The organism is Arthrobacter sp. JUb119 (assembly GCF_024807995.1).
Taxonomy (GTDB): domain Bacteria; phylum Actinomycetota; class Actinomycetes; order Actinomycetales; family Micrococcaceae; genus Glutamicibacter.
Window position 1 is genome coordinate 33855 of sequence record NZ_JANUFE010000011.1, and the last position, 24309, is coordinate 58163.

The 24309-nt window shown below is 62.3% G+C and carries 25 protein-coding genes and 1 tRNA gene; 16 read left to right on the forward strand and 10 right to left on the reverse strand.

The genetic code is table 11. The annotated features are described in order from the left end of the window. Nucleotides 1–86: 86 nt before the first annotated feature. Nucleotides 87–1865, reverse strand: coding sequence for an alpha/beta fold hydrolase (locus M2368_RS18520; RefSeq protein WP_133835049.1), 1779 nt, complete (start codon nucleotides 1863–1865; stop codon nucleotides 87–89). Beyond that, nucleotides 1865–2464: a TetR/AcrR family transcriptional regulator gene (locus M2368_RS18525; protein WP_105658987.1), complete on the reverse strand. Its 600-nt coding sequence runs from the start codon at nucleotides 2462–2464 to the stop codon at nucleotides 1865–1867. Before M2368_RS18525 ends, M2368_RS18520 begins: the two co-directional genes overlap by 1 nt. A gap of 502 nt (nucleotides 2465–2966) precedes the next feature. Between M2368_RS18525 and M2368_RS18530 the strand changes: the two genes are divergently transcribed. The 7 genes from M2368_RS18530 (at nucleotide 2967) to M2368_RS18560 (ending at nucleotide 8747) form a co-directional block, all read left to right on the forward strand. Then, on the forward strand, nucleotides 2967–3305 hold the full coding sequence (locus M2368_RS18530) for an ArsR/SmtB family transcription factor (RefSeq protein WP_105658988.1): 339 nt from the start codon (nucleotides 2967–2969) through the stop codon (nucleotides 3303–3305). An 11-nt stretch (nucleotides 3306–3316) separates the two neighbouring features. Then, nucleotides 3317–4288, forward strand: coding sequence for an SRPBCC family protein (locus M2368_RS18535; protein WP_498724828.1), 972 nt, complete (start codon nucleotides 3317–3319; stop codon nucleotides 4286–4288). Between the two features lie 59 nt (nucleotides 4289–4347). Continuing rightward, nucleotides 4348–5049 carry a demethylmenaquinone methyltransferase gene (locus M2368_RS18540; RefSeq protein WP_105658990.1) on the forward strand — a complete coding sequence of 234 codons (702 nt, stop codon included), beginning with the start codon at nucleotides 4348–4350 and terminating at the stop codon, nucleotides 5047–5049. Between the two features lie 162 nt (nucleotides 5050–5211). Next, complete coding sequence (locus tag M2368_RS18545; RefSeq protein ID WP_426736204.1) at nucleotides 5212–5994, forward strand: CPBP family intramembrane glutamic endopeptidase; 783 nt, start codon at nucleotides 5212–5214, stop codon at nucleotides 5992–5994. A gap of 212 nt (nucleotides 5995–6206) precedes the next feature. Then, nucleotides 6207–7814 carry an ABC-F family ATP-binding cassette domain-containing protein gene (locus M2368_RS18550; protein WP_498724829.1) on the forward strand — a complete coding sequence of 536 codons (1608 nt, stop codon included), beginning with the start codon at nucleotides 6207–6209 and terminating at the stop codon, nucleotides 7812–7814. A 72-nt stretch (nucleotides 7815–7886) separates the two neighbouring features. Next, on the forward strand, nucleotides 7887–8138 hold the full coding sequence (locus M2368_RS18555) for a hypothetical protein (RefSeq protein ID WP_105658992.1): 252 nt from the start codon (nucleotides 7887–7889) through the stop codon (nucleotides 8136–8138). 18 nt (nucleotides 8139–8156) lie between these two features. Beyond that, nucleotides 8157–8747, forward strand: coding sequence for a dienelactone hydrolase family protein (locus M2368_RS18560; RefSeq protein ID WP_105658993.1), 591 nt, complete (start codon nucleotides 8157–8159; stop codon nucleotides 8745–8747). A gap of 90 nt (nucleotides 8748–8837) precedes the next feature. Here M2368_RS18560 and M2368_RS18565 read toward each other — a convergent pair. After that, nucleotides 8838–8910, reverse strand: a tRNA-Lys gene (locus tag M2368_RS18565). Nucleotides 8911–9070: 160 nt separating this feature from the next. Here M2368_RS18565 and M2368_RS18570 point away from each other — a divergent pair. The 4 genes from M2368_RS18570 (at nucleotide 9071) to M2368_RS18585 (ending at nucleotide 12897) form a co-directional block, all read left to right on the forward strand. Further along, nucleotides 9071–9736, forward strand: coding sequence for a hypothetical protein (locus M2368_RS18570; protein WP_105658994.1), 666 nt, complete (start codon nucleotides 9071–9073; stop codon nucleotides 9734–9736). 63 nt (nucleotides 9737–9799) lie between these two features. Continuing rightward, nucleotides 9800–11011, forward strand: coding sequence for an MFS transporter (locus M2368_RS18575; RefSeq protein ID WP_400344123.1), 1212 nt, complete (start codon nucleotides 9800–9802; stop codon nucleotides 11009–11011). A 237-nt stretch (nucleotides 11012–11248) separates the two neighbouring features. Further along, a complete protein-coding gene (locus M2368_RS18580; protein ID WP_286134404.1) occupies nucleotides 11249–11863 on the forward strand; it encodes a hypothetical protein in 615 nt (204 codons plus the stop codon). 5 nt (nucleotides 11864–11868) lie between these two features. After that, nucleotides 11869–12897: an inorganic phosphate transporter gene (locus M2368_RS18585; RefSeq protein ID WP_105658997.1), complete on the forward strand. Its 1029-nt coding sequence runs from the start codon at nucleotides 11869–11871 to the stop codon at nucleotides 12895–12897. Here the strand turns inward: M2368_RS18585 and M2368_RS18590 are convergent. From M2368_RS18590 to pstS, 6 genes are all read right to left on the reverse strand, one after another. Beyond that, a complete protein-coding gene (locus M2368_RS18590; RefSeq protein WP_105658998.1) occupies nucleotides 12894–13091 on the reverse strand; it encodes a helix-turn-helix transcriptional regulator in 198 nt (65 codons plus the stop codon). The genes M2368_RS18585 and M2368_RS18590 overlap by 4 nt on opposite strands. Continuing rightward, a complete protein-coding gene (locus M2368_RS18595) occupies nucleotides 13091–13555 on the reverse strand; it encodes a hypothetical protein (RefSeq protein WP_105658999.1) in 465 nt (154 codons plus the stop codon). Before M2368_RS18595 ends, M2368_RS18590 begins: the two co-directional genes overlap by 1 nt. A 203-nt stretch (nucleotides 13556–13758) precedes the next feature. Then, on the reverse strand, nucleotides 13759–14538 hold the full coding sequence (gene pstB, locus M2368_RS18600; protein WP_105659000.1) for a phosphate ABC transporter ATP-binding protein PstB: 780 nt from the start codon (nucleotides 14536–14538) through the stop codon (nucleotides 13759–13761). 47 nt (nucleotides 14539–14585) lie between these two features. Continuing rightward, complete coding sequence (gene pstA, locus M2368_RS18605; protein ID WP_105659001.1) at nucleotides 14586–15725, reverse strand: phosphate ABC transporter permease PstA; 1140 nt, start codon at nucleotides 15723–15725, stop codon at nucleotides 14586–14588. Continuing rightward, the gene (gene pstC / locus M2368_RS18610) at nucleotides 15725–16660 is read right to left on the reverse strand and encodes a phosphate ABC transporter permease subunit PstC (protein WP_105659002.1); all 936 of its coding nucleotides are present in this window, start codon (nucleotides 16658–16660) and stop codon (nucleotides 15725–15727) included. The genes pstA and pstC overlap by 1 nt, the downstream gene beginning before the upstream one ends. Nucleotides 16661–16779: 119 nt before the next feature. Continuing rightward, nucleotides 16780–17895 (reverse strand): phosphate ABC transporter substrate-binding protein PstS, encoded by a 1116-nt coding sequence (gene pstS / locus M2368_RS18615; protein WP_498724830.1) that lies wholly within the window; start codon nucleotides 17893–17895, stop codon nucleotides 16780–16782. A gap of 326 nt (nucleotides 17896–18221) precedes the next feature. On the opposite strand from pstS, the gene M2368_RS18620 reads away from it, so the two are divergent. From M2368_RS18620 to disA, 3 genes are read left to right on the forward strand one after another with little or no spacing between them, the layout of a single operon-like run. Continuing rightward, a complete protein-coding gene (locus tag M2368_RS18620) occupies nucleotides 18222–19250 on the forward strand; it encodes an FUSC family protein (protein WP_483561607.1) in 1029 nt (342 codons plus the stop codon). Nucleotides 19251–19285: 35 nt separating this feature from the next. Beyond that, nucleotides 19286–20680 carry a DNA repair protein RadA gene (gene radA / locus M2368_RS18625; protein WP_105659005.1) on the forward strand — a complete coding sequence of 465 codons (1395 nt, stop codon included), beginning with the start codon at nucleotides 19286–19288 and terminating at the stop codon, nucleotides 20678–20680. Between the two features lie 34 nt (nucleotides 20681–20714). Further along, the gene (gene disA / locus M2368_RS18630) at nucleotides 20715–21788 is read left to right on the forward strand and encodes a DNA integrity scanning diadenylate cyclase DisA (RefSeq protein WP_105659006.1); all 1074 of its coding nucleotides are present in this window, start codon (nucleotides 20715–20717) and stop codon (nucleotides 21786–21788) included. Between the two features lie 6 nt (nucleotides 21789–21794). Here the strand turns inward: disA and M2368_RS18635 are convergent, their stop codons facing one another. Next, nucleotides 21795–22412: a hypothetical protein gene (locus M2368_RS18635; RefSeq protein WP_105659007.1), complete on the reverse strand. Its 618-nt coding sequence runs from the start codon at nucleotides 22410–22412 to the stop codon at nucleotides 21795–21797. A 123-nt stretch (nucleotides 22413–22535) separates the two neighbouring features. Here M2368_RS18635 and M2368_RS18640 point away from each other — a divergent pair, with 123 nt between their 5' ends. Beyond that, the gene (locus M2368_RS18640) at nucleotides 22536–23444 is read left to right on the forward strand and encodes an iron-sulfur binding domain-containing protein (RefSeq protein ID WP_105659008.1); all 909 of its coding nucleotides are present in this window, start codon (nucleotides 22536–22538) and stop codon (nucleotides 23442–23444) included. Between the two features lie 64 nt (nucleotides 23445–23508). Next, nucleotides 23509–24309 (forward strand): DUF1206 domain-containing protein, encoded by an 801-nt coding sequence (locus M2368_RS18645; RefSeq protein WP_105659009.1) that lies wholly within the window; start codon nucleotides 23509–23511, stop codon nucleotides 24307–24309.

A 24309-nucleotide genomic window follows, 5' to 3' on the forward strand; every position in this document is an offset into this window, starting at 1 on the left:
CTTCACCCCGTCGGAAAGATGGTTCTGTGCAGTTCCAACCAGACTAGGCGAAGAGGGGATGCTTGAGAAGAGGCGTGCTCCAACCCCTACTTCAACAGTTCAATCAGGGCATCCTCGTGGGTCAGCTGCGGGTGGTGCCCCGCGGAGGGAATGGAGTGCAGTCCAGCCTCGGGCCGGGACTCCAGCTGCCGGATTGCGGCGGGGTCCAATGGGTCTTCGGCTCCCCAGATAATTCGGAGCGGACCGTCATAGCGATCGAGCATCTCCCGCAACTGCCGGCGCCACTGCTTGGAACTCGCCAGGGCGAGATGGCCAGCTACCGCGGCGGCGGTACTTCGCTTCAGATCGCTGACGCTGGAGACCAAGGCAGTTGAGCTCGCCTCGTTGCCGGTCAATTGACGTGAGAGTTGCTCCGCGGTCGCATGGCGCAAATAGCCGCGGACCAGCGGCTGGAACCTTGGCGCCTTCCCTGCGTGCCCTTGCAAGAAAAACGGCGCAACCAAGGTCAGCGAGCGGACCTTGCCCGGCAGTCGACCCGCGGCGAGCGTGGCGGCGGCTGCCCCGATGGAGTGCCCGATCAGATCCACCGGGCCGCCTGCCAGGAGAGCGGGAAGCCACCGGTCCCAATCCGGGACGCCCCGTCCGCCGCTGAGCCCAAGCCCTGGCAGGTCAACGGCCCGTCCGCCAATGCCCTGAGCTACTGCGGCCCAGGTATCGGCATTTACCGGAAGGCCAGGGAAGATCAACCGGCGTTCCTCGCGGTCGCCCAGCTCAAAAGTTCTCACTCCCCCGACATCTACATAGCGGCGTGCCCCAGATGCCGCGGCCCCGAATCGGTGGGCGGCCAGATAGTCGGCCCAGCGCTCCAGAGAGGAACCAACATCAGGCATCTGGATTCCGTGCCGGTTGGCGAATTCGATCGCGGGCCCGGTCGGATAGCGGTCCGCGGACATGAAGTGGAGCGTTTCCGGATCGGCTTTGGTGACCCACGAAGGAAGAGCCTTGATTAGACCCACGGGCAAGCGCAGCTTGGGGACTTTCGCGCCAAGATGCCGGCCAGTTTCGGCCAGCAAGCGCCCCAGTGGCGCAGTGGCATCATCCAGCAGCCAGTAGGATTTGCCTATCGCCTCCGGCGCAATGGCCACGGCCGCCATGAACGCAGCCATATAGTCGACCGTGAGCACCGGCAAGAAAGTCGAGTCACCTGCGGGAAGAGCTGCGGTTTTCCCTTCCCAGAGCTGCTCAATGGTGCCGGCCAGCCCGATGTGCTGGTCGGATTCCCCGGTAATGCTGTGGCCGATGACGCTGGCCGGATTGACGATGGTCCAAGGGATTCCGTGTTCTTTGCCGAGGGCTTGGAAGACCGCGTCGGACTCCACTTTCGAGGCTTCGTAAGCGCCTAGTTTCCGGTAGAGATGATCGCGGCAGTCCTGCGGCCACGGAACCTTCGAGGGATCCTGCCCGCCGACTCGGTAGCCGGAAATATGCACAATGCGCTGCAGCTCTGGCAGTGCTGCAGCAAAATCCACCAGCTTCTCGACAATGCCAACATTAGCGCTGCGGGCTTCCTGCGCACTCATGCCGAATCGGTAGGTTCCGGCGCAATTGTGAATTTCGGTGACGCTGGTGAAGGCCGCAGGTCCGCCAGCCAGGATTTCAGGGGCGTCGAAGTCGACGATCGCGGTATTGATCTCTTGTTCCAGTCCGTGCTGGCTCAGCCAATTCTTGACCTTCGCTGCGGATTCAGCATTCCGGACAGCTGCTGTTACCTGCGTTCGGGCGTCGAGGAGGGCAAGGATCAGATGCCTGCCGATTAGTCCCGATGCCCCGAAAACCAGCGCATGGCGAAGGTTGGCTCCGTGCATCAATTCTGGTCCCCTTCGCCCTGTTGGCGCAGGCCAATGAGGTCGGCTACCGCGTCGGCGGCGGCGAGAAGCGGCCGGGTGCTTTTCATCGCCCGGGAAACGATGGCGGCCCCTTCGATGGTCGAGACGATAACAGTTGCCAGGGACTTCGCTTGGGCATTGCCCACGCCATCGGCTTCGAGCAGGGCAGTGGTCGGAGTGATCCATGACTCGAATGCGGTGGCGCAGGCTTGCCGCAGGCGTTCACTTGAGTCTCCCATTTCCAAGGTCACCACTGACACGGGGCAGCCTAAGCGGAAGCCGCTATCGCTGATGATGGCGGCCAACGCTTGGATAGCAAGCTTGGCGGCTTCGGCAGCACCTCCTGCGCTCTGGGCGACCTGGATAATCATGGTCTCGAATTGCTTGGCGGCCAGTTCTACTGCGGCCACGCCCAGCCCCTCTTTCCCATCGGGGAAGTGGAAATAGACCGACCCCTTTGGTGCTGCAGCGTGCTCGATCACTGCATTGAGGCCGGTGCCGCTGTATCCGCTGGTCTGGATGAGTTCAAGCATGGACTCTGCGAGCCGTGCCTTGGTGAGGTCTCCTTTGGAAGTCATACAATTAAAAATAGACCAGTCTATATATTTTTACAATCCGGCCTCTCGAACGCCCCGGGCAGCGCATCCACTTGCCACGCGCGCCCAAGCAATCCTGGGCGCGACGCTGCAGAAGCGCTGAATCATGATCACCGGAGCCATGGATGATGCTTGCCCCGTCCAGGCTTTGCGCAAGCAGTCGCCTCAGGGCGCACTGGGGAATTCGCTCCGCTCATGCCCGACGCCTCGCCGAGGCAAGGGATGCGATCGCATCGGCCACCGCCTCGGGTTCGGCAAATCGGAAATCCGCGCACGATGCGCATCAGCACCCTGTTCCCGACATGGGAACGGCTGCTCGCGAGTGGCATGGGGGCGGCCCCGCGGCGCGCAATCCCAAGGCTAAAATTCGCAGGTGACATATCACCTATACAATGTCGATTATATAGGGGATAAGTACACTACCTCCAAAAGTTTTGATCCACCTCTTTACTTCCAGCCCATTCCGGGCGTAACATACAACCAAATGGTTGTATATGAGTTGAGCGAAGAACAGGCAAACAAGGTCTTCCGCGCCTTGGCAGATGCCACACGACGAGACATCGTGCGGCGGACGCTAAACGCCGAGGTGAGCGTTTCGGAAATTGCTGCAAGCTATGACATGTCTTTTGCGGCAGTTCAGAAGCACGTCGCGGCATTGGAATCCGCTGGTCTGGTCACAAAAATCGCACGTGGTCGCGAACGCATAGTTCGCGGGCAGCCGGATACCATCCGGCACGCGCAAGAGCTACTCTCTTCCCTCGAAGACATCTGGCGCCAACGCATCAGCCGGCTCGATGATTTCCTCGCCGATGGGGACAAATAAGGAGCATTCCCATGCCTGTCACATCCGTTGTCAAAGATTCCGAAGCACTCTCACTGACTGTCCACGCAGAATTTCCGGTCAAGGTTTCCCGCCTGTGGGATGCTTACCTGGACGCCCGGCAACTTGAAAAATTCTGGGGGCCGGTGGAATACCCGGCAACTTTCACCCGGCACGATGCCACCCCTGGTGGCCGCTCGAACTACCACATGACTTCTCCCGAAGGCGAAGAATTCCACGGTTACTGGATCTGGAATGAAGTCGTCGAGCACAAATTCTTTGAGGTCAGCGACGGCTTTGCGCACGCCGACGGCACTCCGAACCCCGACCTGCCCCTCAACCGCATGGTTTTCTCCTTCGACCCGACGCCTGAAGGATCAAAACTGACGATTACAGCAGTTTTCGACTCCGCCGAGGACCTGGAGCAGGTCGTAGCAATGGGCATGATCGACGGCACCCGTTCGGCCATGAGCCAGATCGAGCAAGTCCTCATCGACCTGCGCAATTATACCGAAAATTTCATCACCGACGCACAGATCCTGTCGGACACCCAGGTGCGCATTACCCGCTTGGTTCGCGGGTCAGTGGAGCAAGTCTGGCAGGCCCACCATGACCAGCGGCTCATGAAGCGTTGGATGCTCGGCCCCGACGGATGGCAGTTGGCTGAATGCGTGACGGCGCAAGAGGCCGGCGAGACCTACCGGTACTGGTGGGAACCGCTATCTGCCGATGACGGCTCCGGTTTCGGTTTCACTGGAACCGTGCTTGAAACGCTGCCCCAGTCCTACGAGCGGACCACGGAGCAAATGATCGGCACCGATTACCCGGCCACGGTGAATGAATTAACGCTGACATCCAACCAGGGCGGCACCCTGCTGACGATCCTGATCACCTACCCAGATGCGCAAACCCGCGACATGGTGCTCGCCACCGGAATGACCGACGGGATGGAGGCCAGCTACGCCCGGCTCGAATCGATTCTCTAAAGGGCGATTCGCCCCACATCCGGCGCCTTGGCGCGCGCAAATATGGAAGACTTAGACCCATGAGTTCTCAGAATGCGCGCGCAGGCCTGGACAAGAAGGCCGAACAGGTTCAGGAAATGTTTGACAAGCTGGCTCCTCGCTACGACTTGCTCAATACCTTGATGACCGGCGGCATCGTGAACTACTGGCGCAAGATCACCACCGAAGCGATCGCGCCAAAGCCCGGCGAGCGCATTCTCGACCTCGCCGCAGGCACCGGCACCTCCTCGGTCCCGCTCGCGGAAGCCGGCGCTGACGTCACCGCTTGCGACATGTCCCACGGCATGCTCGATGAGGGCCGCAAGCGCTACCCGCAGCTGAACTTCGTCTACGGAGACGGAACCGACCTGCCGTTCGAAGACAACACCTTCGATGCAGTGACCATCTCCTACGGTCTGCGCAATATCGCGGATACCGAGAAGGCCCTGTCCGAAATGCGCCGCGTGGCCAAGCCCGGCGGACGGATCGTCGTCGCCGAGTTCTCCACTCCGACCGTCGCCCCGATCAAGACGGCCTACAAGCAGTTCCTGCCGCGCGCCATTCCTGCGCTGGGCTATCTGGTTTCCCCTAACCCGACCGCTTACGCCTACTTGGCTGAATCCATTGCGGCTTGGCCAGACCAGGACGAACTGGGTGCCAAGTTCGTCAACGTTGGCTGGAAGAACGTGGAATACCGCAACCTGACCGGTGGCATCGTCGCCGTGCACCGCGCCTGGAAGTAGCACTTCTCCAGAATTTTCCTTCTGGCCCGCAGCCGAAATGACGGATGCGGGCCAGAAGCTTTAAAGCACTGGTTCCGCGGCGGCGGGCTGTGTCTTTCTGCCGGCCCAGCTGGCATGCTTGTGTCCGTGAGCCAGATACCAACCGAATCGCACCGCCCCGCGATGAGCTGGAAGCTGCTGCCAGCCTCCCTGCTCTCGGGTTCCGCAGTGTTCCTCTTCGGCGCCGAAATCGACCTGTTGGGCTACGGCCTGCTGGCGCTGAGCCTGCTGTGCGCGGGGTTCATCGACCGCAGGCTTGCACGGCATCTGGGACTCATCGCAACCGGTTTGGTGGTCATCAGCCTGGTTCCATTGAATGCCGACCTGAGCCTGGGGCATATGGCATTAATGGGTGGCGCGCTGGCCGCGGCAGTCCTGCTGCCCTGGCTGATCTCGCGCTTCGCCTTGCGCGAGCAGATCATCAAGTTCCCGGTGAACACCGGCCGCAAGTGGCCGCTGGCAGCGAAGCTGTACTTGCTGGGGGTGGTGGCGCTGGGCTTCTTCATCCTCCCGGTGTACCTGATCAGCACCGGCGTCTACCAGAACTGGCCGGATGCCTCGGACCCAGTCATCTTCTGGCGGCTCTTCCTCGGAGTTAATTCGGTGGGCATCTGGGACGAGCTGTTCTTCATCTGCACGGCATTCGCATTGCTGCGCCAGCATTTCCCGGACTGGCAGGCCAACCTCCTGCAAGCGGTGATCTTCTCCTCCTTCCTGTGGGAGATCGGCTACCAATCCTGGGGGCCGTTGCTGACCTTTCCCTTCGCCCTGCTGCAGGGGTATACCTTCAAGCTGACCAAGTCCTTGTCCTATGTAGTTAGCGTGCATCTGATCTTCGACTTCGTCCTGTTCCTCGCGCTGGTCCACGCGCACAACCGGGAATGGCTCCCGATCTTCTTGTACTGAGGGGGTTAACACCCCAATTCCCCCCTGCTACACTCGTTGGCATGGATACCTACTGAGCCAGCCGATGACCCCGCATCGATTCCCAACGGTGCATCTTGTTCATTTCGGCTACCGGCTTCGGTATCCTTTTCCTTTCCGGCTCCCCTGCGGGGTTGAGCTAATTCTGCGATCCCCCAAGCCGGCAGCCCCTTCGCATTCGCGGGAGGACCTGCATGTCTTTGACACCACCAATTACCCTGAACAACCTCAGCTTTTCCTGGCCCACGGGAGAAAGCGCCCTGGCCAATCTGGACGGCACGTTTCCATCCGGGCGGACCGGGTTGATCGGCGCCAACGGCAGCGGCAAATCGACGTTGCTGAAGCTGATCGCCGGGCAGCTGCGCCCAACGAGCGGAACGGCAGAAACGAACGCACCGCTGAGCTACCTGCCGCAAACGCTGGCTCTGGAACAGGACACGACCGTCGCCCAGCTGCTGGGGGTTCATCGGGTCCTGGCGGCTTTGGAAGCTATCGAGTCCGGCAGTGTCGACCCAGCGGATTTCGATGCGGTGGGCGCGAACTGGGATGCCGAAGCCCGGGTTCGAGCTGAACTGGCGCCGCTGGGCTTCGACGGGCTGGATCTGGGCCGCCAAATCACCACCTTATCGGGTGGGGAGGTCATGCTGCTGGCGGTACTGGGCCTGCGACTGGCCGATTCGCCGATCACGCTGCTCGACGAGCCGACGAATAACCTCGATCGCCCTGCCCGTGAATTGCTCTACGACCTTGTACGTGCCTGGAAGGGCACGCTGGTTGTGGTGAGCCACGATATCGAGCTGCTCGAGCTCATGGAGCATACGGTGGAGCTCTACGACGGGAAGCTCAGCGTTTTCGGAGGGCCCTACAGCTCATACCGCGAGCAGCTTGAAACCGAGCAGCAGGCGGCCGAGCAGGCAGCCAGAACTGCCCAGGCCTCCCTGAAAGTGGAAAAGCGCCAACGGACAGAGGCCGAAACGAAGTTGGCGCGGGCCAAGCGCAAGGGTCGGGCCACCCAGCTTTCCGGAGGCATGCCGAAGATCCTGGCCAACCACCTTCGCCAGAAATCCGAGGCGAACGCCGGGAAGATGCGTTCAAACCTGGATGGCAAGGTCGATTCGGCCCAGGCCAGGCTCGACGATGCCGATCGGCGGGTTCGGCAGGCCGAGCACATCAGCATCGAGCTGCCCGATCCCCGGTTGCCCTCGGGCAAGCAGGTCGCGGCGCTAGGTGCAGAAGATCACCAGTTCATCATCCAGGGAGCCGAACGCGTGGGCCTTGTCGGCCCCAATGGTTCCGGGAAGACCCGGCTGTTCCAGCAGATGCTCGCCGGCGAAGATCCCGGCCCCGGACCGGGCGGAACGCTCTTCGTGGACCGGGTCGGGTACCTGCCCCAGCGCCTGGACGGCCTGGATGGCCAACTAAGCGCGATCCAGAACGTGGCGCTGGTGGCGCCAGCAGCAACCGCGAACGACGTGCGCAATATGCTTGCCCGGTTGCTGCTGCGCGGGGCCAGCGCCGACCGGCCAGTGGCGGCGCTGTCCGGCGGCGAGCGTTTCCGGGTCCATCTGGCGACGTTGCTGCTGGCAGAACCAGCCGCGCAGCTGCTCATCCTCGATGAGCCCACCAATAATCTGGATATGGACAGCGTGCGCCAGCTCAGCGAAGCACTGGGCGCCTATAAGGGCGCGTTGCTGGTAGTCAGCCACGATCAGCATTTCCTGTCGCAGCTGGATCTGGACTATTTGCTGGAGCTGGATGCGCAGGGAACCTTGGCGAAGTCCTACCCGAATCCAGTTTGCTAACCCCCTGGCGGTGCGCTGCCGGTTTAGACTTGTTCAAAGCACACCGCCAAGGACCCCGAAAGCAAGTTGAGTATGTCCTACCCCCAGCGCACCGTCGAAGTCGTCAAAAGCGGCCTCGTGATCGACCAGTCCGCAACCCTGCTCTGGCAGGACATCAAACGTGCCTTCATCTATGAAACGGGTTCCGGCCAGGAAATCCTCACCTGCGCAGAATTCATGCTGGTCGAGGGGTACAGCGTGGAGATCAATAGCCAGATGCCCGGCTGGGACATGGCCATTGAGCACTTGCCGCAGCGCATCGAGAACCTGGTCGACGAACGCTAGAAACCGCTAGGAGCACCCATGGCTACGATTGTTCTTTTCCATCACGTCCAGGGCCTGACCCCCGGGGTGCAGGAGATGGCCGCAGAATTGCGCGCCGCTGGCCACACCGTGCACGCACTGGATCTGTACGCCGGCAAGCTGCCCAAGGATTTCGATGCCGGGATGCGCATGGCAGGCAAGCTGACCGCGGACAAGATCCAGGAACGCGTCGACAAGCTATTTGGCAAACTGCCCGAAGAGCTGGTCTACATCGGCACTTCCTGGGGCGCGGCCCTGGCCCAGCAGTGCGCGCAGCAACGTCCCGGCGCCATCGCCGCGATCCTGCTCGAATCCTTCGTGGATCTGGACGCCGACTGGAGCTTCGGGCCGTGGCCGGAAAATGTCCCGGTGCAGATCCATGGCATGGACCAGGACCCGTTCTTCGCGAAGGAAGGCGACCTGGAGGCAGCTCAGCGCTTCGTTGAAGCAGAGGGCGGCGATATCGCCCAGCTCTTCACCTACCCTGGCAAGCAGCACCTGTTCACCGACAGCTCGCTTCGCTCGCATGATCCAGAAGCTCGCGCGTTGGTGATGGAACGCATGGTCAAGTTCCTTCAGCCCTACGTCTAGCACGAGGGCAGTCCGCTGGTTCCATGCCGGACAATAAATCGAAAAACCGGACCCGGCTTGCGTTAGCAAGCCGGGTCCGGTTTCATTTTGTGCGCCCTGCGGGGATCGAACCCGCGACCAATGGATTAAAAGTCCAGTGCTCTACCAGCTGAGCTAAAGGCGCACGGCACAAGGCCAAAATCCATACTACCTGATGGACCGGCATGAGTATTAATCGGCGTATTCCGCAATTCGGCAGCCCGTAATTTCCGCTGGATCTTGGGGTTTGCAAGCTAAATCACTTGTTGGCGCAGAACTCAGGATCAGCGAGTATTCTGGAGCGCATGAGAGGTGCACGTGCAGGATCAAAAGTTGCCCAGGATGCGGGATTCCGCCATCACAAACCACGCCCCTTCGCCCCGGCAGATTTCGAGCCCTACGAGGGAGGCGCTGATCCGGCGCGCGTATCCGAGGCAGCCCATCTGTCCGCCCAGGCTTTCGTGCAGCGCGGCATTGCCAACAACGACCCCGAAGTTTCACGCCGGCTGATTGCGGTGGCCGAAGAAGAAGGGCTGGAGGTGCTCGCGCAGCTGTGGAGCGAGGCTCCGGCCCGCTCCCTGCCAGGTGCCCTGTGGCGCTTGTATGCGGTTCGCGCGGCAACAATGAGCAAGCCCGAGGTGCATTCTGCACGCTTCCAGGCTGGAGCCCATCGTGCCCAGGTCGAACGCATCGTCGCCGGAGTGGCCGAGCCGCCGACCGCCGAGGAGATGAAGAAGATGACCGGGTCGATTCTCTCCGGCGCCTTCGACGGCGACTTCGCCCACGCCTTGGAACGCACCGCCGCCTATTGCCGGGTACTGGCGCTGGGCATGACCGAGCATGCCGATGCCGCGGATTTTTCCAGCAGCGATCGGGGAACCAAGCTGACCCAGCAGGCCAAGGCCCTGATGGGCACCGCCGTGGATCTGGAAGCCTGCGCCCGGCTTTGGCGCCAGGACGCATTGGACTGAAACATGATCCCGCGCCCTTAGGATGGGTTGAGGAAGTTGCCCCTCAATTTTAGGCAGGTGGGTGTGGGCGCCGCATCGAGGACCAACTCTTCAGGGCTCGTACGCTGGTTGCTGATCCTGATCGCAACGGCGTTGCTTTCCCAAACGGCGCTGAACCTCATTCGTCCGGTGACCACCTATAAGCTCATCTCTTTTGGCTCCGGCGAGTTCACCGTCGGCGTGGTGACCGCCGCCTATGCCATCCTCCCGCTGTTCACCGCAATGATGCTGGGCCGGGCCAGTTCGCGGATCCGCAGGATCCGGTTCCTGATGGTTGCCGGCGTGGCCTTGCTGGCCGCGGGCGGCATCGGCATCAATTTCTCCCCGAATGCCTTGACCGTGGCGCTGGCCAGTGCCGTGCTCGGGCTCGGGCATCTGATGTTTACCATTGGCGGGCAATCTTCCATCGCCCGGTTCTTCCCCGACAGCGATCTGGACAAGGGCTTTGGCTGGTTCACGGCCGCCTACGCGGCTGGGCAATTCATCGGGCCGCTGATTGGCGGAGTGGTGCTCGGCTCCGGTACCGATGCCGCCTCCCCTGAGCGCATCGCCGGCATCAGCCTGTCGCTGTGGATTGCGGCCGGGTGCTCACTGCTAGCTGTCCCCTTCTTGCTTCCGAGCTGGCAGCCGAGGATTTCCAAGACGGCGCCGCAAACCCGCCCGGCGAAGTCCGAAGCCTCCATTCCCTCGGTCTTGCGCATCAAGGGCATGGCTTCGCACATGTTCGCCTCGATGACCTTGCTGGCCATGCTGGACATCCTCACGGCCTTCTTGCCGCTGGTGGCGGAGAAACATGGCGTCACACCCGAAGATGTTGGTGTGCTTTTGGCCATTCGAGGTTTCGCTTCGGTAGTTTCCCGGCTGTTCATCCCCAAGCTCTCGGCCCACTTCGAACGCAACCACCTGCTAGTCACCAGTTTGTACATTTCGGGCATAGCCATCGCGCTGGCCCCGATCTTCATCGATTCGCTGTGGGCCTCCGGGGCCGCGTTGCTGGTCGGCGGCTTCTTCCTGGGCCTGGGCCAGCCGATGACCATGACTATGATTTCCACCTCGGTACCGGCGGTGGACCGCGGTGCCGCATTGGCCGTGCGGCTCATGGGAAACCGGGTCGGACAAGTAGCTTTGCCGATCATCTCGAGTACGGTCGCCGCGGGTTTGGGGCCGGCGGGAGCGATCTGGTTCTGCTGCGCGCTGCTCTGCCTGAGCGGAGCGGAGAAGAGCGTGCGCCGCTAGCGTGAGAAAACGCACGAGCGCCGCCCTGCGGTTGACAGCACACCGGTAGGGCGAGAACACTAGGTAACGGTGCCGGGCCGCTGGTAACCCCGGGCTCCAAAATTCTGCCGCTTCGAGCGGCCTTCCGCCGAGAGGCGTTCCCGGTCCGGCACCTTCAAATACCCGGTGTTAACTTCCACGTCGTAAACTGTTCTGCGTTGGTACCAATAGCCGTCGAATCGAATGGTGCGCCGTAAAGTGAAGTTCCAGATCTTTCCCTCCGCCTCGCGCGGCATCGAGTTGCTGTGCGGGTTGACGACGACCATTCGCACCTCCGTTGCCAATGTCGCCGAGATGATCGGCTCACCCGATACCCGTGCGGACCAGCTGCGGGATCTGGCCTCCGCGGAAGCCGAGGCCTCCGATCTGGTGCACGCGGTGCTCACCCACCTGCGAACCAGCTATATCAGCCCGCTTCCCCGCGAAGACATGTACACGCTTTCGCGCTTGCTGCACGAAACCATGGAACAGCTGCGCGGCACCGGCGAACTGATCATGACCGTTGGCTCCACCCCGCTTTCCGAGCGTTCCTCGGAGCAGCTTGAACTCATTTCGCAGCTGGCCGAGCTGGCCTCCGATTCGGTCCAGCGCCTGCATAACCTCGATGACCTGGAAGACAACTGGCTGCAGATGCTGCAGTTCTCCAAGCGCGCGGCCCGAACCCACCTGGTGTGGGTCAATGAGATCGCGAAGTTCGCCAAGCCAGGGACCATCCACCGCCACCAGCGCGTGGCCGACCACCTGATGCTTACCGCCAACACCCTGCGCCAGTTCGCCGACCACCTGGGTCGCGTGCTGGTGAAGGAGTCCTAGGGGAAATGACCATCCTTTCGGTCCTCACCGGATTCGCGATCGTCCTGACCCTGGGCTATGGCGTGCTCAACGGCTTCAGGGATTCCTCTACGGCCGTTGCGGCCTCCGTCCGCACCAGGGCGCTGCGCCCGGCCATTGCGGTCTCTGTGGCGGCGGTATTCGCCTTCCTCGGCACCTTGGCGACCTCGGGGCTGAGCGTGGCGCTGGTGGACAAGCTGAACTTCAATCTCCCCGATGGCGTCGTCGGATTGAAGCTGCTGATCTGCGGCCTGCTGACCGCCGGCGCGTGGGGCCTGTATTGCTGGTGGCGCGGCCTGCCGGTCAGTTCCACCCATGCGCTGTTCTCCGGATTGGTGGGCGCCAGCGGCGCCTCGGCTTTCATGGGCGACCTGTCGATGTCCGGGGCCTGGGGTCTGCTGCTCGGCTCGGTGCTGCTGCCCATGCTGATCACCCCGGTCATCGCCTACCTGTTGTCCTATGCGCTGGTGATTCCGGCGACCTGGCTGATGCGCCACAACTCCTCGCGTTCGGTCAACAACGGCTCGCGCGCAGGCCAGGCCATCACCGCCTGCGCCGTGGCTCTGGGACTGGGGCTGCAAGATGGCCAGCGCACCGGCGCGATGATCGCACTGGTGCTGATCACCGGTCATGCAATGGACCCGGGGCCCGTGACATGGGCTATCCAGCTGGCCGCGGCCTCGGCACTGGGGCTTGGCGTGCTCCTGGGCGGATGGCGCATCACCTATACGCTCGGCCGCCGGCTGGTGAACTTCGATCCGCTGCGCGGCATGATCGCCCAGGGCGTAGCCGCGGCAATGCTGTTCCTCGGCTCGCTCGTCTTGCACCTGCCGCTGTCCACCACGCAGGCGGTAACCAGCGGCATCGTCGGTGCCGGCAATAACCAGTCTTTCGAATCGGTGGTGTGGCGCAATGTCACCAAGGTGCTGCTGCACTGGGTGCTGACCCCGATTGCCTGCGTTGCCTGCGGCGCGATTCTCACCCTGGCGGTGCACCCGCTGCTGGGCAACGCCTAGTCTTCGCCCGGAATGAAGAGGTCTTCGATCTTGCAGCCGAAGACCGCCGAGAGCTTGAATGCCAGCGGCAGGGACGGGTCGTAGCGGCCTTTTTCAAGCGAGATGACGGTCTGCCGGGAGACGCCCAGCAGGTCGGCCAATGCTTGCTGGGAGAACCCGCGTTCCCTGCGGTATGCACTGAGATTGTTCTCCACTAGCTTTCTGCCCGCTTAATGATGAAATAGCGGATTCCGAAGTCAAGCAACGCCAGCAGCACGACACCAGCCAGAACGAGGCCAAGTGATGCTTGGATCTGAATGAACGAAAACACTGCACCACCGAGGCCGCAAACTAACAGCAAATCCTGGAACACTCCGATGGCAGCTCGGTCATACCACTGGCTCTCCACCGATATCTCGGGGTTCCTTGTGGCACCGCGCAGGGTGTCGCGATCCAGCAGCAACGCCCAGCAAGCTGTAGAAAGCACCGGCAGCAAGCCAGCGGCCATGAGCAACGCTGCCAAGACGAAATGCTCCGGGGCGTTCAGCCGGGCGAAGAGCACACCTGCACCGGCTGAAAGCACTGCCCCTGCGCTGAGGCTGACGGCAATCAGGGCGCCCGACCCGCCACCGAAGCGCGAACGGCCCCATTTGCTCTGGCCAACTGCTTTTGAATCCATCGTTGTCCCCTATCCCTATTGATGTAAACCACACTTTACTGACAAGCGTGCTTTACAGTCAAGGGTGCTTTACATGAATAGTTAAAGTGCAGCGGCGCACCGTAATCGGTGCGCCGCTGGCGGTGATCCCCTCCAGGATCCCCGGAAGACCCCCCTTCCGGTCCGTCTACCGCCGGCTCAAGGAGCGGCGGTATCCGAAATCTTTATCCGAAGCGTCCGGAGACGTAATCCTCGGTGGCCTTCTGCTCCGGGTTGGAGAAGATGGCTGCAGTGTCGTTGTACTCGATGAGCTTGCCCGGCTTGCCGGTGCCCGCAATGTTGAAGAACGCGGTCTTGTCGCTCACGCGTGCAGCCTGCTGCATATTGTGGGTCACGATCACTACGGTGTAGTCGTTCTTCAGCTCGTTGATCAGGTCCTCGATAGCCAGGGTGGAGATCGGGTCCAATGCCGAGCAAGGCTCATCCATCAGGATCACGTCCGGCTTGACCGCAATGGTGCGGGCGATGCACAGGCGCTGCTGCTGGCCGCCGGAGAGTCCCGAGCCCGGCTTGTCCAGGCGATCCTTGACTTCGTTCCACAAGTTGGCGCCGCGTAGCGACTTCTCGACCAGGGCATCGGCATCGGACTTGGAAATCCGCTGGCCGTTCAGCTTCACTCCGGCGAGCACGTTGTCCTTGATGGACATGGTCGGGAACGGATTCGGACGCTGGAAGACCATGCCGATCTGGCTGCGCACGGTGACCGGGTCGACGCCGGCGCCGTACAGGTCATCGCCGTCCAGCAGGACCTGGCCCTCGACGCGGCCGCCCGGGATGACCTCGTGCATGCGGTTCAGGGTGCGCAGGAAGGTGGACTTGCCGCAGCCCGAGGGGCCGATGAAAGCGGTGACGGACTTCGGCTCGATGTTGATCGAGACGCCTTCAACGGCGAGGAACTTGGAGTAGTAGACGTTCAGGTCGTTGACGTCAATGCGTTTTGCCATGATGTAATCCTTGAAAAGTTCGGGTTTGTCCGGACCGGAGCCTTAGCTCAACGGCCCTTCTTTGGGGCGAAGATCGAAGCGACCAGGCGGGCGATGAGGTTCAAAGCCATGACCATGAAGATCAGCAGCAGGGCAGCAGCCCAGGCGCGCTGCACCGACGGGTCGATGTTCGTCGGGCTGGTCGGAGTCAGGATCTGGTAGTAGATGAACGTCGGCAGCGTGGACATCCAGTTTGCGAAGACGTTCATGTTGATCTGGCTTGCGATGCCTGCGGTGACCAGGATTGGCGCGGTCTCGCCGATCACGCGGGCGATGGCCAGGGTGACGCCCGAGGCGATGCCGGAGATCGCGGTCGGGATGACGACCTTCAAGATGGTGCGCCAGCGGCGCACGCCCAGCGCGAAGGAAGCTTCACGCAGTTCGTTGGGAACGATCTTGAGCATTTCCTCGGTGGAGCGGACCACCGTTGGGATCATCAGCACGCTCAACGCGACCGCCGCGACGATGCCCATGCGGGCGTTCGGACCCAGGATCATGCCGAAGAAGGCCGCTGCGAACAGGCCGGCAACGATCGAAGGGATGCCGGTCATCACGTCGACGAAGAAGGTGATCGCCTTGGACAGCGCCTTGCCCTGCCCGTATTCCACCAGGTAGACAGCGGTCAGCATGCCCACCGGAACGGAGATCAAGGTGGCCCACAGGGTGATCAGCAAGGTGCCCATCACCGCGTGGTACGCGCCGCCGACTACCGGGGTGCCATTGGCGACGGATTCATTGTCCACCGCGCCGGTCACGCCGTTCATGGAGCTGAACAGGAAGTGGCTATTCAGGCCCGGCATGCCCTTTTCCAGCACCGTATAGAGCACGGATACCAGCGGGATTACGGCGACGATGAACGCCGCGTAGATCAGGTAGGTCCACATCGCGTTCTTGCCGCGGCGCTTGCCTTCAGCTGCGGTGGTGATCACGGAGGCGGCCACCAGGAAGATGAGCGCCGAGTAGATGGCGAAGGAGGCAACGTTGAAGCCGGTCAGCGTGGACGCTGCCGCGCCGACAATGATGGCGCCTGCGGCGATCGCCCAGATGGCCCACTTCGGCAGCTTGCCCTTGGCCAAGGAGTTGCGCTTGCGCACCGGTGGAGTCGGGGCCCCGGGCCTGTTGCTCTGGTTAGTAGTCATGGTGCTCATCAGTTAGCTCCCGAGAATTCCTTGTGGCGGGCGATGATTCCACGAGCGATCATGTTCACGACCAGGGTGATCAGGAACAGGACCAGGCCGGCGGCGATCAGCTCTGCCAGGCGCAGGCCGAAGGCCTCAGGGAAGTTCAAGGCGATTTCCGCGGCGATAGTCTGGTTGCCGGTCTTGATCAGCGATGGGATCAGGTTGCCGGTGGAGAGCACCAGCGCAACGGCCATGGTCTCGCCCAAGGCGCGGCCCAGACCCAGCATGACGGCGGAAATGATGCCCGGACGGGCGAACGGGATCACCGCGGTGGTGATCATTTCCCAGCGGGTTGCGCCCAGTGCCAGCGCGGCTTCCTCGTGCAGCTTGGGAGTCTGCAAGAAGATCTCGCGGCTCAGCGAGGTGATGATCGGCAGCACCATCACGGCCAGCACGATGCCGGCGGTGAGCATGGTCTTGCCGGTCTGGCTGGCGGGGCCTTCGAAGATGGGGATGAAGCCCAGATTCTTGGCCAGCCATTCGTAGCCTGGAACCAGAGCCGGAGCGAGCACCATGTAGCCCCACGCGCCGTAGATCACCGAGGGGATCGCGGCGAGCAGATCGATCAGGTAGCCCAGCGGGCCTGCGACCTTGCGTGGAGCGAAGTGCGAGATGAACAGCGCCACGCCGATGCCGATCGGGGTGGCGATCAGCAGCGCGATAGCCGCTGCGATCACGGTGCCGATAACAATCGGCCAGATGTAAGCGAAGAATCCTGCGCCGCCGGAAATCTCCGCCGGATCGGCGAAGAACGTCGGCAGGGCTTGGATCAGCAAGAAGACCGCGACCGCGAAGAGCGTGATCAGGATCAGGACACCGGCGCCCAGGGCGGCACCGGAGAAGATCTTGTCACCAGCGCGGCCGGAAGTCGATGACTTGCTTGTCAAAGCATTGGTAGTCATGGCTAGAGCCTTTACGAAACGGGGGTGGTGCAGTTTTCACTGCGGGGGTGGAGGGGTACTGCTGGTGCGGGTGGGTGAGTTCGTCCACCCGCACCTGGTGCCGGTTGCCCGGCGGGGTACTACTCGGCGACGGTGATGCCGTCGATCGACTTCTTTGCCTTCTCGGCAATGGCTGCCGAGATCGGGGCGTTGCCTGCCGAAGCCTGCGCGGTCTTCTGGCCATCTTCGGAGATGACGTAGTTGCCGAAGGCCTTGACCAGATCGGCTGTTGCCTGGTCCTTGTAGCTGCTGCAGAAGATGTGGTACGAAACCAGGACGATTGGGTAGGTGCCCGCTTCGGTGGTGTCGCGCTCCAGGTCCAGAGCCAGGTCGTTCTCGGCTGCGCCTTCAACTGGGGTTGCGGTCTCCAGGGCCTTGGCAGCTGCTTCAGCAGAAATCTTGGTGTATTCCTCGCCGACCTTCACGTTCACGGTGGACAGGCCGCCCACTGCGGAGAAGTCGGCGTAGGTGATTGCGCCGTTGGTGGAGGTGGTGGTCGAAACCACGCCAGAGGTGCCCTTGGCATTCTCCGACTGGATGTCGCTTGGCCAGTCGCCGGAAACATCGTAGCTCCAAACGTCAGCCGCTGCGGCCTTCAGGTACTCGACGAAGTTCTCGGTGGTACCGGACTCATCATTGCGGTGCACCACGGTGATTGCGGTGTCCGGGAGTTCAACGCCTTCGTTCTGCTTGGCGATAGCCTCATCGTTCCACTTGGTGATTTCCTTCTTGAACACCTTGGCGATGGTGGCTGCGTCCATGTTGATCTCTTCAACGCCTTCGAGGTTGAAAGCGATCGCGATCGGCGAAACGTAGGCCGGGATGTTGAATGCGCCTTCTGGGCCGCAAACTTCCTTGGCCTTTTCGGCTTCGTCTTCCTTCAGGTATGCATCCGAGCCGGCGAACTGCGCGCCACCTGCCAGGAATGCTTCGCGGCCTGCGCCGGAGCCATCTGGCGAGTACTGCACGTTGGCTTCCGGGTTGGCGGTCTTGAAGCCGGTGATCCATGCTTCCATGGCCGAGTTCTGGCTGGATGCGCCGATGCCGGTCAGGGTTCCGGTGACACCGGATGCTGCCGACGCCTCGGCACCTTCAGAACCTGCTGCGGCGGTTGGGTTATCCGAGCCGCAAGCGGTCAGCGCGAGTGCCGCTACGGAAAGAACAGCAGCTGCGCTGCCAAAGCGATTGAGCTTCACGAGATTTACTCCCCATGTTGGTAGATCGATGTAAAACCTTCAGCGGCGTCTTCCCGCTTCATCTACGACGTTAAAGATCGAAAGTAACCAGCTCCCCCGGCAAAGGTGAACATAAGGTTAACAACATACCTGAAGCCAAGTGATCCTGCTCACCAGCGCAATATCCCGGCAGCTTCTGCCACCTGCCGCCGAACACGTGGAAGACTGAAGCCATGGCAACTGGGCGGAAAGTGAAGCGCATGCCAGCGCATCTATTCGGATTCATAGCGCAGCGCAATCGCGCTGGGCTGATACGCTCGCGCAACTCCCTGCCTAGAATCCTGCGCATGACGCTTGGCGCAATCGGAGCCTTTTGGATCGCCGAAAGCATCTGGGGACATTCCCAACCGATTTTCGCAGCCACCAGCGCGCTGGTTTCCCTGGGCTTCGGCGCCTCCACCACCGTGCGCAAAACCGCCGAAGTCGCCCTGGGGTGCACCCTGGGGGTGGCGCTGGGCGATACCCTCATGCACTGGTTCGGGCAGGGGATCTGGCAGGCCGCACTGGTGATGTCGCTGAGTCTGGTCATTGCCCGCTATTTGGATTCCGGTGCCATCTTCTCCACCCAGCTGGGCATGCAATCGGCACTGGTAGTGCTGCTGCCCATCAGCGCGGATGGGCCATTTGCCCGTTCCGTCGATGCCCTGACCGGGTCCCTGCTTGCCCTGCTGGTGATTATTTTCTGGCCTACCGACCCGCGGCGCAGCCCGGTGTCCGCGTTATCGGATCTGTTCAAGGAGCTCTCCGAAGCGCTTTTGGAATGCGCCTGGGCCATCCGCGACGATGACCGGCGCGCAGCCTTCCACGCACTGATCAAGGCTCGCGGAACCCAGAAGTACCTGGATATGCTGCCAGCCGCCTTCCGCGCTTCGAAGGAAATCGCAACGATTTCCCCCACCGGGCGTCGCCACCGCCATGAACTGAACCGGCTATCCAAGCGTTTCAACCACTACGACTGGGCCGCCCGCAACTCGCGGGTCTTCGCCCGGCGCCTTGCTTCCGTGCTCAGCAACAGCGCACTGAACCCGGAAGGCGCGCAAACCTTGGCTCCCCTGATGCGCGAGCTATCCGAGGCGGTCAACACCTTGGCGCACTCGGTGCGCGAAACCACGGTGGCTGGCCAACGCAAATACGAGAAGGCCGCCCAGCTGCAGCTCGAAGGCGTCGCCGCCCAGCTGGATCCGCGCGCCCTGGGAGTTGAGGGGCTCCAGGGCGAAGGCCTGGTCTTGCTGCTGCGCCCGATGGTGGTGGATCTGCTCGAAGCGGCAGGCCGCGAACACGAAGAAGCCATCGAAGTGCTGCCCAAGCTGTCCTGAACGAAAATGTCCGCATAGCTCGATAGCATTGAGCCATGGCCAAAACCTCCACTCGCAGCAAGTCTTCCGCATCGTTCAAATGCTCTGAATGCGGGTGGACCACGATTAAGTGGGTGGGCCGCTGCGGCGAATGCCAGGCCTGGGGCACTGTCGAAGAAGTGGGTGTCGTCTCCGCCCGTACCGTAGCCGCGGCCAAGGTGGCCCACCCAGCCAAGCCGATCGCGCAGATTGACGGCTCCGAAGCGGCCTTCCGCCCCAGTGGCGTCTCCGAACTTGACCGCGTGCTCGGTGGCGGCCTGGTTCCGGCAGCTGCGATCCTGCTGGCCGGCGAACCTGGCGTGGGCAAGTCCACGCTGCTCTTGGACGTTGCCGCGAAAGCCGCGCAAACCGGCTTGCGCGTGCTCTATCTAACCGGTGAAGAGTCCGCCGCGCAGGTAAAGTCCCGCGCCGAACGCATCAACGCCATCGCCGATACGCTGTTCCTGGCCGCCGAAACCGACCTGGCTCTGGCCTTGGGCCAGATCCAGGAGATCGATCCGCAGCTGCTGATCCTGGACTCGGTGCAGACCTTCTCCTCGGCAGAGGTGGACGGCGCTGCCGGCGGCGTTTCCCAGGTGCGCGAAGTCGCTGCCTCGATCATCAACGCGGCCAAGACCCGAGCCATGTCCACCATCATGGTCGGCCACGTGACCAAGGAAGGTTCGGTCGCCGGCCCACGGCTGCTCGAGCACCTGGTGGACGTGGTCTGCCAGTTCGATGGCGAGAAGCATTCGCGGTTGCGCATCCTGCGCGCGCTGAAGAACCGCTACGGAGCCACCGACGAGGTGGGCTGCTTCGATTTGAATGAAGACGGCATTGAATCGCTGACCGATCCTTCCAAGCTTTTCGTCACCCGAACCCGCACCCCGGTGCCGGGCACCTGCATCACCGTCACGATGGAGGGCCGCCGGCCGCTGGTTGCCGAGGTGCAGACCTTGCTCTCGCGCAGCAATGCCCCTGCTGCCCGCCGGGCCACCAGTGGCTTGGATGCCGCGCGGGCGCAAATGGTTGTGGCGGTGCTGCAGGCCCGCGCGCATATGGATCTGTCGTCCATGGACTCGTATATCGCCACCGTGGGTGGCGTGAAAATTGCCGAACCCGCCTCGGATCTGGCCTGCGCGCTGGCATTGGCTTCTTCGATGAATGAGTTCCCGCTGCCGCAGGACTTCGTGGCCTTCGGCGAAGTCGGCTTGGCCGGCGAAGTTCGGCAAGTACCGGAAATCTCACGGCGCATCACCGAGGCGCAGCGTCTGGGCTTCTCTTTCGCGATGGCTCCGGCCACCCCGGAACCGTTGAAGAATATCCCCGAGGGCATCCGCGTATTCCAGGTGGAGAACATCGCGCAGGCGCTGGATATTGCGTTTAACCAGCGACAGAAGCCCGCAGGATAAACTTGATTGTTGCTGCCCGCCGAAAGGACGCAAGTTGAAAGCGCACCCAACCCCCGGATTCCTTGCCGTTCTGGCCCAGATTGCCCCGGGTACCGAGCTCGCCCAGGGTCTTGAACGGATCCAGCGCGGCCGTACTGGCGCTCTCATAGTGCTGGGCCATGACAGGCTCGTGGAGTCGATCAGCTCCGGCGGCTTCAGGATCAACACCGAATACACGCCTACACGCATCCGCGAACTGGCCAAGATGGACGGCGCGATCATTCTGGACGGCACAGGACGCCAGATCCAGCAGGCCGGCGTGCAGCTGATGCCGGATGCGCAGATTGAAACCCAGGAGTCCGGCACCCGCCACCGCACGGCAGAACGCGTAGCCGCGCAAACCGGGTTCCCGACGATTTCGGTTTCGCAGTCCATGCAGACCATCACCCTCTATGCCGACGGCGAGCGCCATGTGCTCGAGCCAGCCGAGCGCCTGCTGGCCCGCGGCAACCAGGCTATTGCTACCTTGGAACGGTACCGCCACCGCCTGGACCAGGTCACCAGCGCCCTGTCAGCTGCGGAAATTGAAGATGTCGCCACCGCGCGGGAAGTGCTCGCTGTCTTGCAGCGCACCGAGATGCTGCGCCGTACCAGCGAAGAAATCTCCCGCTACGTGCTGGAGCTGGGCATCGATGGGCGCCTGCTGGCGGCCCAGCATGCGGAATTGCTCTCCGGCATCCAGGCGGATAACCAGTTGCTCCTGCGGGACTATTCCGACGCGGAAGGCCAGGAGCTGGATATCGAGCGTGCCCTGGAGACGCTGCATGAAGTTTCCGATGCCCAGCTCATTGAGCTTGATGGCCTGACCAAGATCCTGTTCCCGCACTCCACCATTGGCCAAGACGACCAGCTGACCCCGAAGGGCTACCGCCTGCTTTCGCAGATCCGCACGGTGCCCAAGCTGGTCGGGGACCGCCTGGTGGCGTCCTTCGATAACTTGCAGCTGCTCATGGCAGCGTCCACCAGCCAGCTCATGGAAATCGAGGGCGTCGGCGAGCAGCGTGCACGCTCCATCCGGGAAGGGCTGGCCCGCATGGCCGAATCCTCGTTGCTGGATCGCTACATCTAGGCGTTTTCACTCCAAGGTGAAGGTGACCGGCTCCGAAACGAAGTCGCCGATAGCGGCGGTGAACTTGTAGGTTCCCGGACGCGGCTGCACGCTGACCGACTTGCACCCGGGAGCCGAACGCTCGCGGTTCCAGGTGAAGCGCGCGTTCTCCTTCTGCCCCGGCTTGAAGGCCAGGTTCACATCTTCTGCGCCATCCAGGCAATCGATGGTGGAGAAGATGCGGTCCGCGCCGCTGGAAACCAGGAACTCCTGCTGCGTGGTTCCGACGTTCAATTCGCATTCGCGCTTGGAAACATTTTCGATGCCCAGCAGCAAGGTCGGCTTCTTGTCCGAGGCGTAGCTTTTCGCATCGGTAGTCGCAGTAATCTCGACCTCGTCGCTCTTGCACTTCTTGGCCGCAGCTTCGTCGTCTTCCGGCTCTGGCGATGGCGAAGGAACCGACTGGGTTTGCTGGGCGCTTGGCTCATTGCCTGCAGTTTTCTTCTCATCAGGGGAGAACAATCCGGCCAGCGCAACGACGCCCCAGACAAGCAGGCCGACGAGCACCAGGGCAAGTACTGCCACGGTGATCCGCCTGCGCCGGTAGACGCTGGCCGATGGTTTCCCCCCTGATGCGTTGCTCATGGCTTAAGGCTAATTCATTTGCCTGCCCGAAGCCGGTAATGGCGTAGGATCCAGGGCAAATCACGTTCTGCAATCCATTCCCGCTGATTCCGGGCGGACGGTGCGCTGGCTTAGAGTGGTGGGGTGCAGCAAATCCACAACACCATCAACACCTGGTACCTAGAGAACGCCCGCGACCTGCCTTGGCGACGCCCCGGAGTGAGCGGCTGGGAAGTCATGGTCAGCGAGTTCATGCTCCAGCAGACTCCGGTAGTTCGTGTCTTGCCGGTTTGGGAAGAATGGATGCGCCGCTGGCCACGGCCGCAGGATCTGGCTGCGGAACCGCTGTCCGAAGCACTGAAAGCGTGGGGACGGCTGGGCTATCCGCGGCGCGCGCAGCGCTTGCATGCCGCCGCCGTGGAGATCACCACCGAGTACAACGGCGAAGTCCCGCGCACCGAAGCCGAGCTCCTGGCCTTGCCGGGCATCGGCTCCTACACCGCGGCCGCCATTGCCTGCTTTGCTTTCGGCGAGCGCACCGTTGTCGTGGACACGAATATTCGCCGCGTGCATGCACGGCTCTTTGGCGGCATGGCATTGCCCGAGCCAAGCCCGCGTGCCAGTGAATTCGCCCGGGCTGCAGAAGTCCAGCCCGAGGATCATCAGGCAGCGAATCTGTGGAATATTTCGGTAATGGAACTCGGTGCCCTGGTGTGCACCGCTCGCAGCCCGAAGTGCGAGCAATGCCCGGTCTTCCAGCAGTGCGCATGGATTGCCCAGGGGCAGCCGGCCCCGCACTACATCCCGAAGGGACAAGCTTGGAAGGGTACGGACCGGCAGGTCCGCGGCGCCATCATGGCGATCCTGCGCGAGCATGAGCAGGCGGTGCCAGAGCAGTCCTTCCTGGCCGAGCTGTCCCATGAATCGCATGCAAGGTATGTGGCGCTTGACCAATTGCAATCACCATTGGAGCAGCGTGAACGGGCACTGGCCGGGCTGCTCAAAGATGGCCTGGCGATCGCCGAAGAAGATGGAATCCGCCTGCCTTCGTAGCATCGGCCCGGAACGAGCCAGAAGCGGCTAGCTTTATGCCCTGATGCCTACCTATGCTTAGCCCATGAACGCTTCAGTTGATCCGGCCGCTGCTGTTCGCCACGTAGCCAAGCACCCATGGTTCGAACGCGCCGCACGCCTGGGATACGTCGCCAACGGCGTACTTCACGCAACCGTGGGAATCCTCGCAGCTTTCGTCGCTGCCGGCGGCAAGGCGGAAGCCGATCAGGGCGGAGCCATGGGCGCCTTGGCAGAGCAGCCTTTCGGCATGGTCTTGCTGTGGATCTGCGCAATCGGCGCACTATTGCTGGGCCTATGGTCCTTGGCGCAGGCCTTCTTGCCCGAAAACGAGCTGAAGGGCAGGCTCAAGTCCGCGGCCATCTCGGTGTCCTTCTTGGCTGTCGGCTTCACCTTTGGGCGGTTTGCGGTGGGAATTCCCAGTGATTCGGGAAAGACTGCCACCAGCTTCAGCGGAGAAATGATGAAGACCGGACTTGGCCGGGGGTTGCTGATCGCCTTGGGCCTGGGGCTGCTGGCCATGGCCGGCTACTACATCTACAAGGGTGCCACCCGGAAGTTCTTGAAGGATCTCTCCGGTTCCGGAAATACCGAGGTATCGCGCGCGATCAAGTACTCGGGCATGCTGGGCTATCCTGCCAAAGGCGTAGTCCTCGGTGCCGTGGGCCTGCTCTTCATCGTGGCCACGGTACAGCGCGACCCGGAAGAGGCCAGCGGCATCGATGGCGCGCTGAAGGCCATCCAGGATCAGCCGTTTGGGCCGGTTGCCCTGGTTGCTATCGGTGCGGGCCTGGTTTGCTACGCGCTGTACCTGGTATTCCGTGCGCGCTACGACCGGATGGACTAG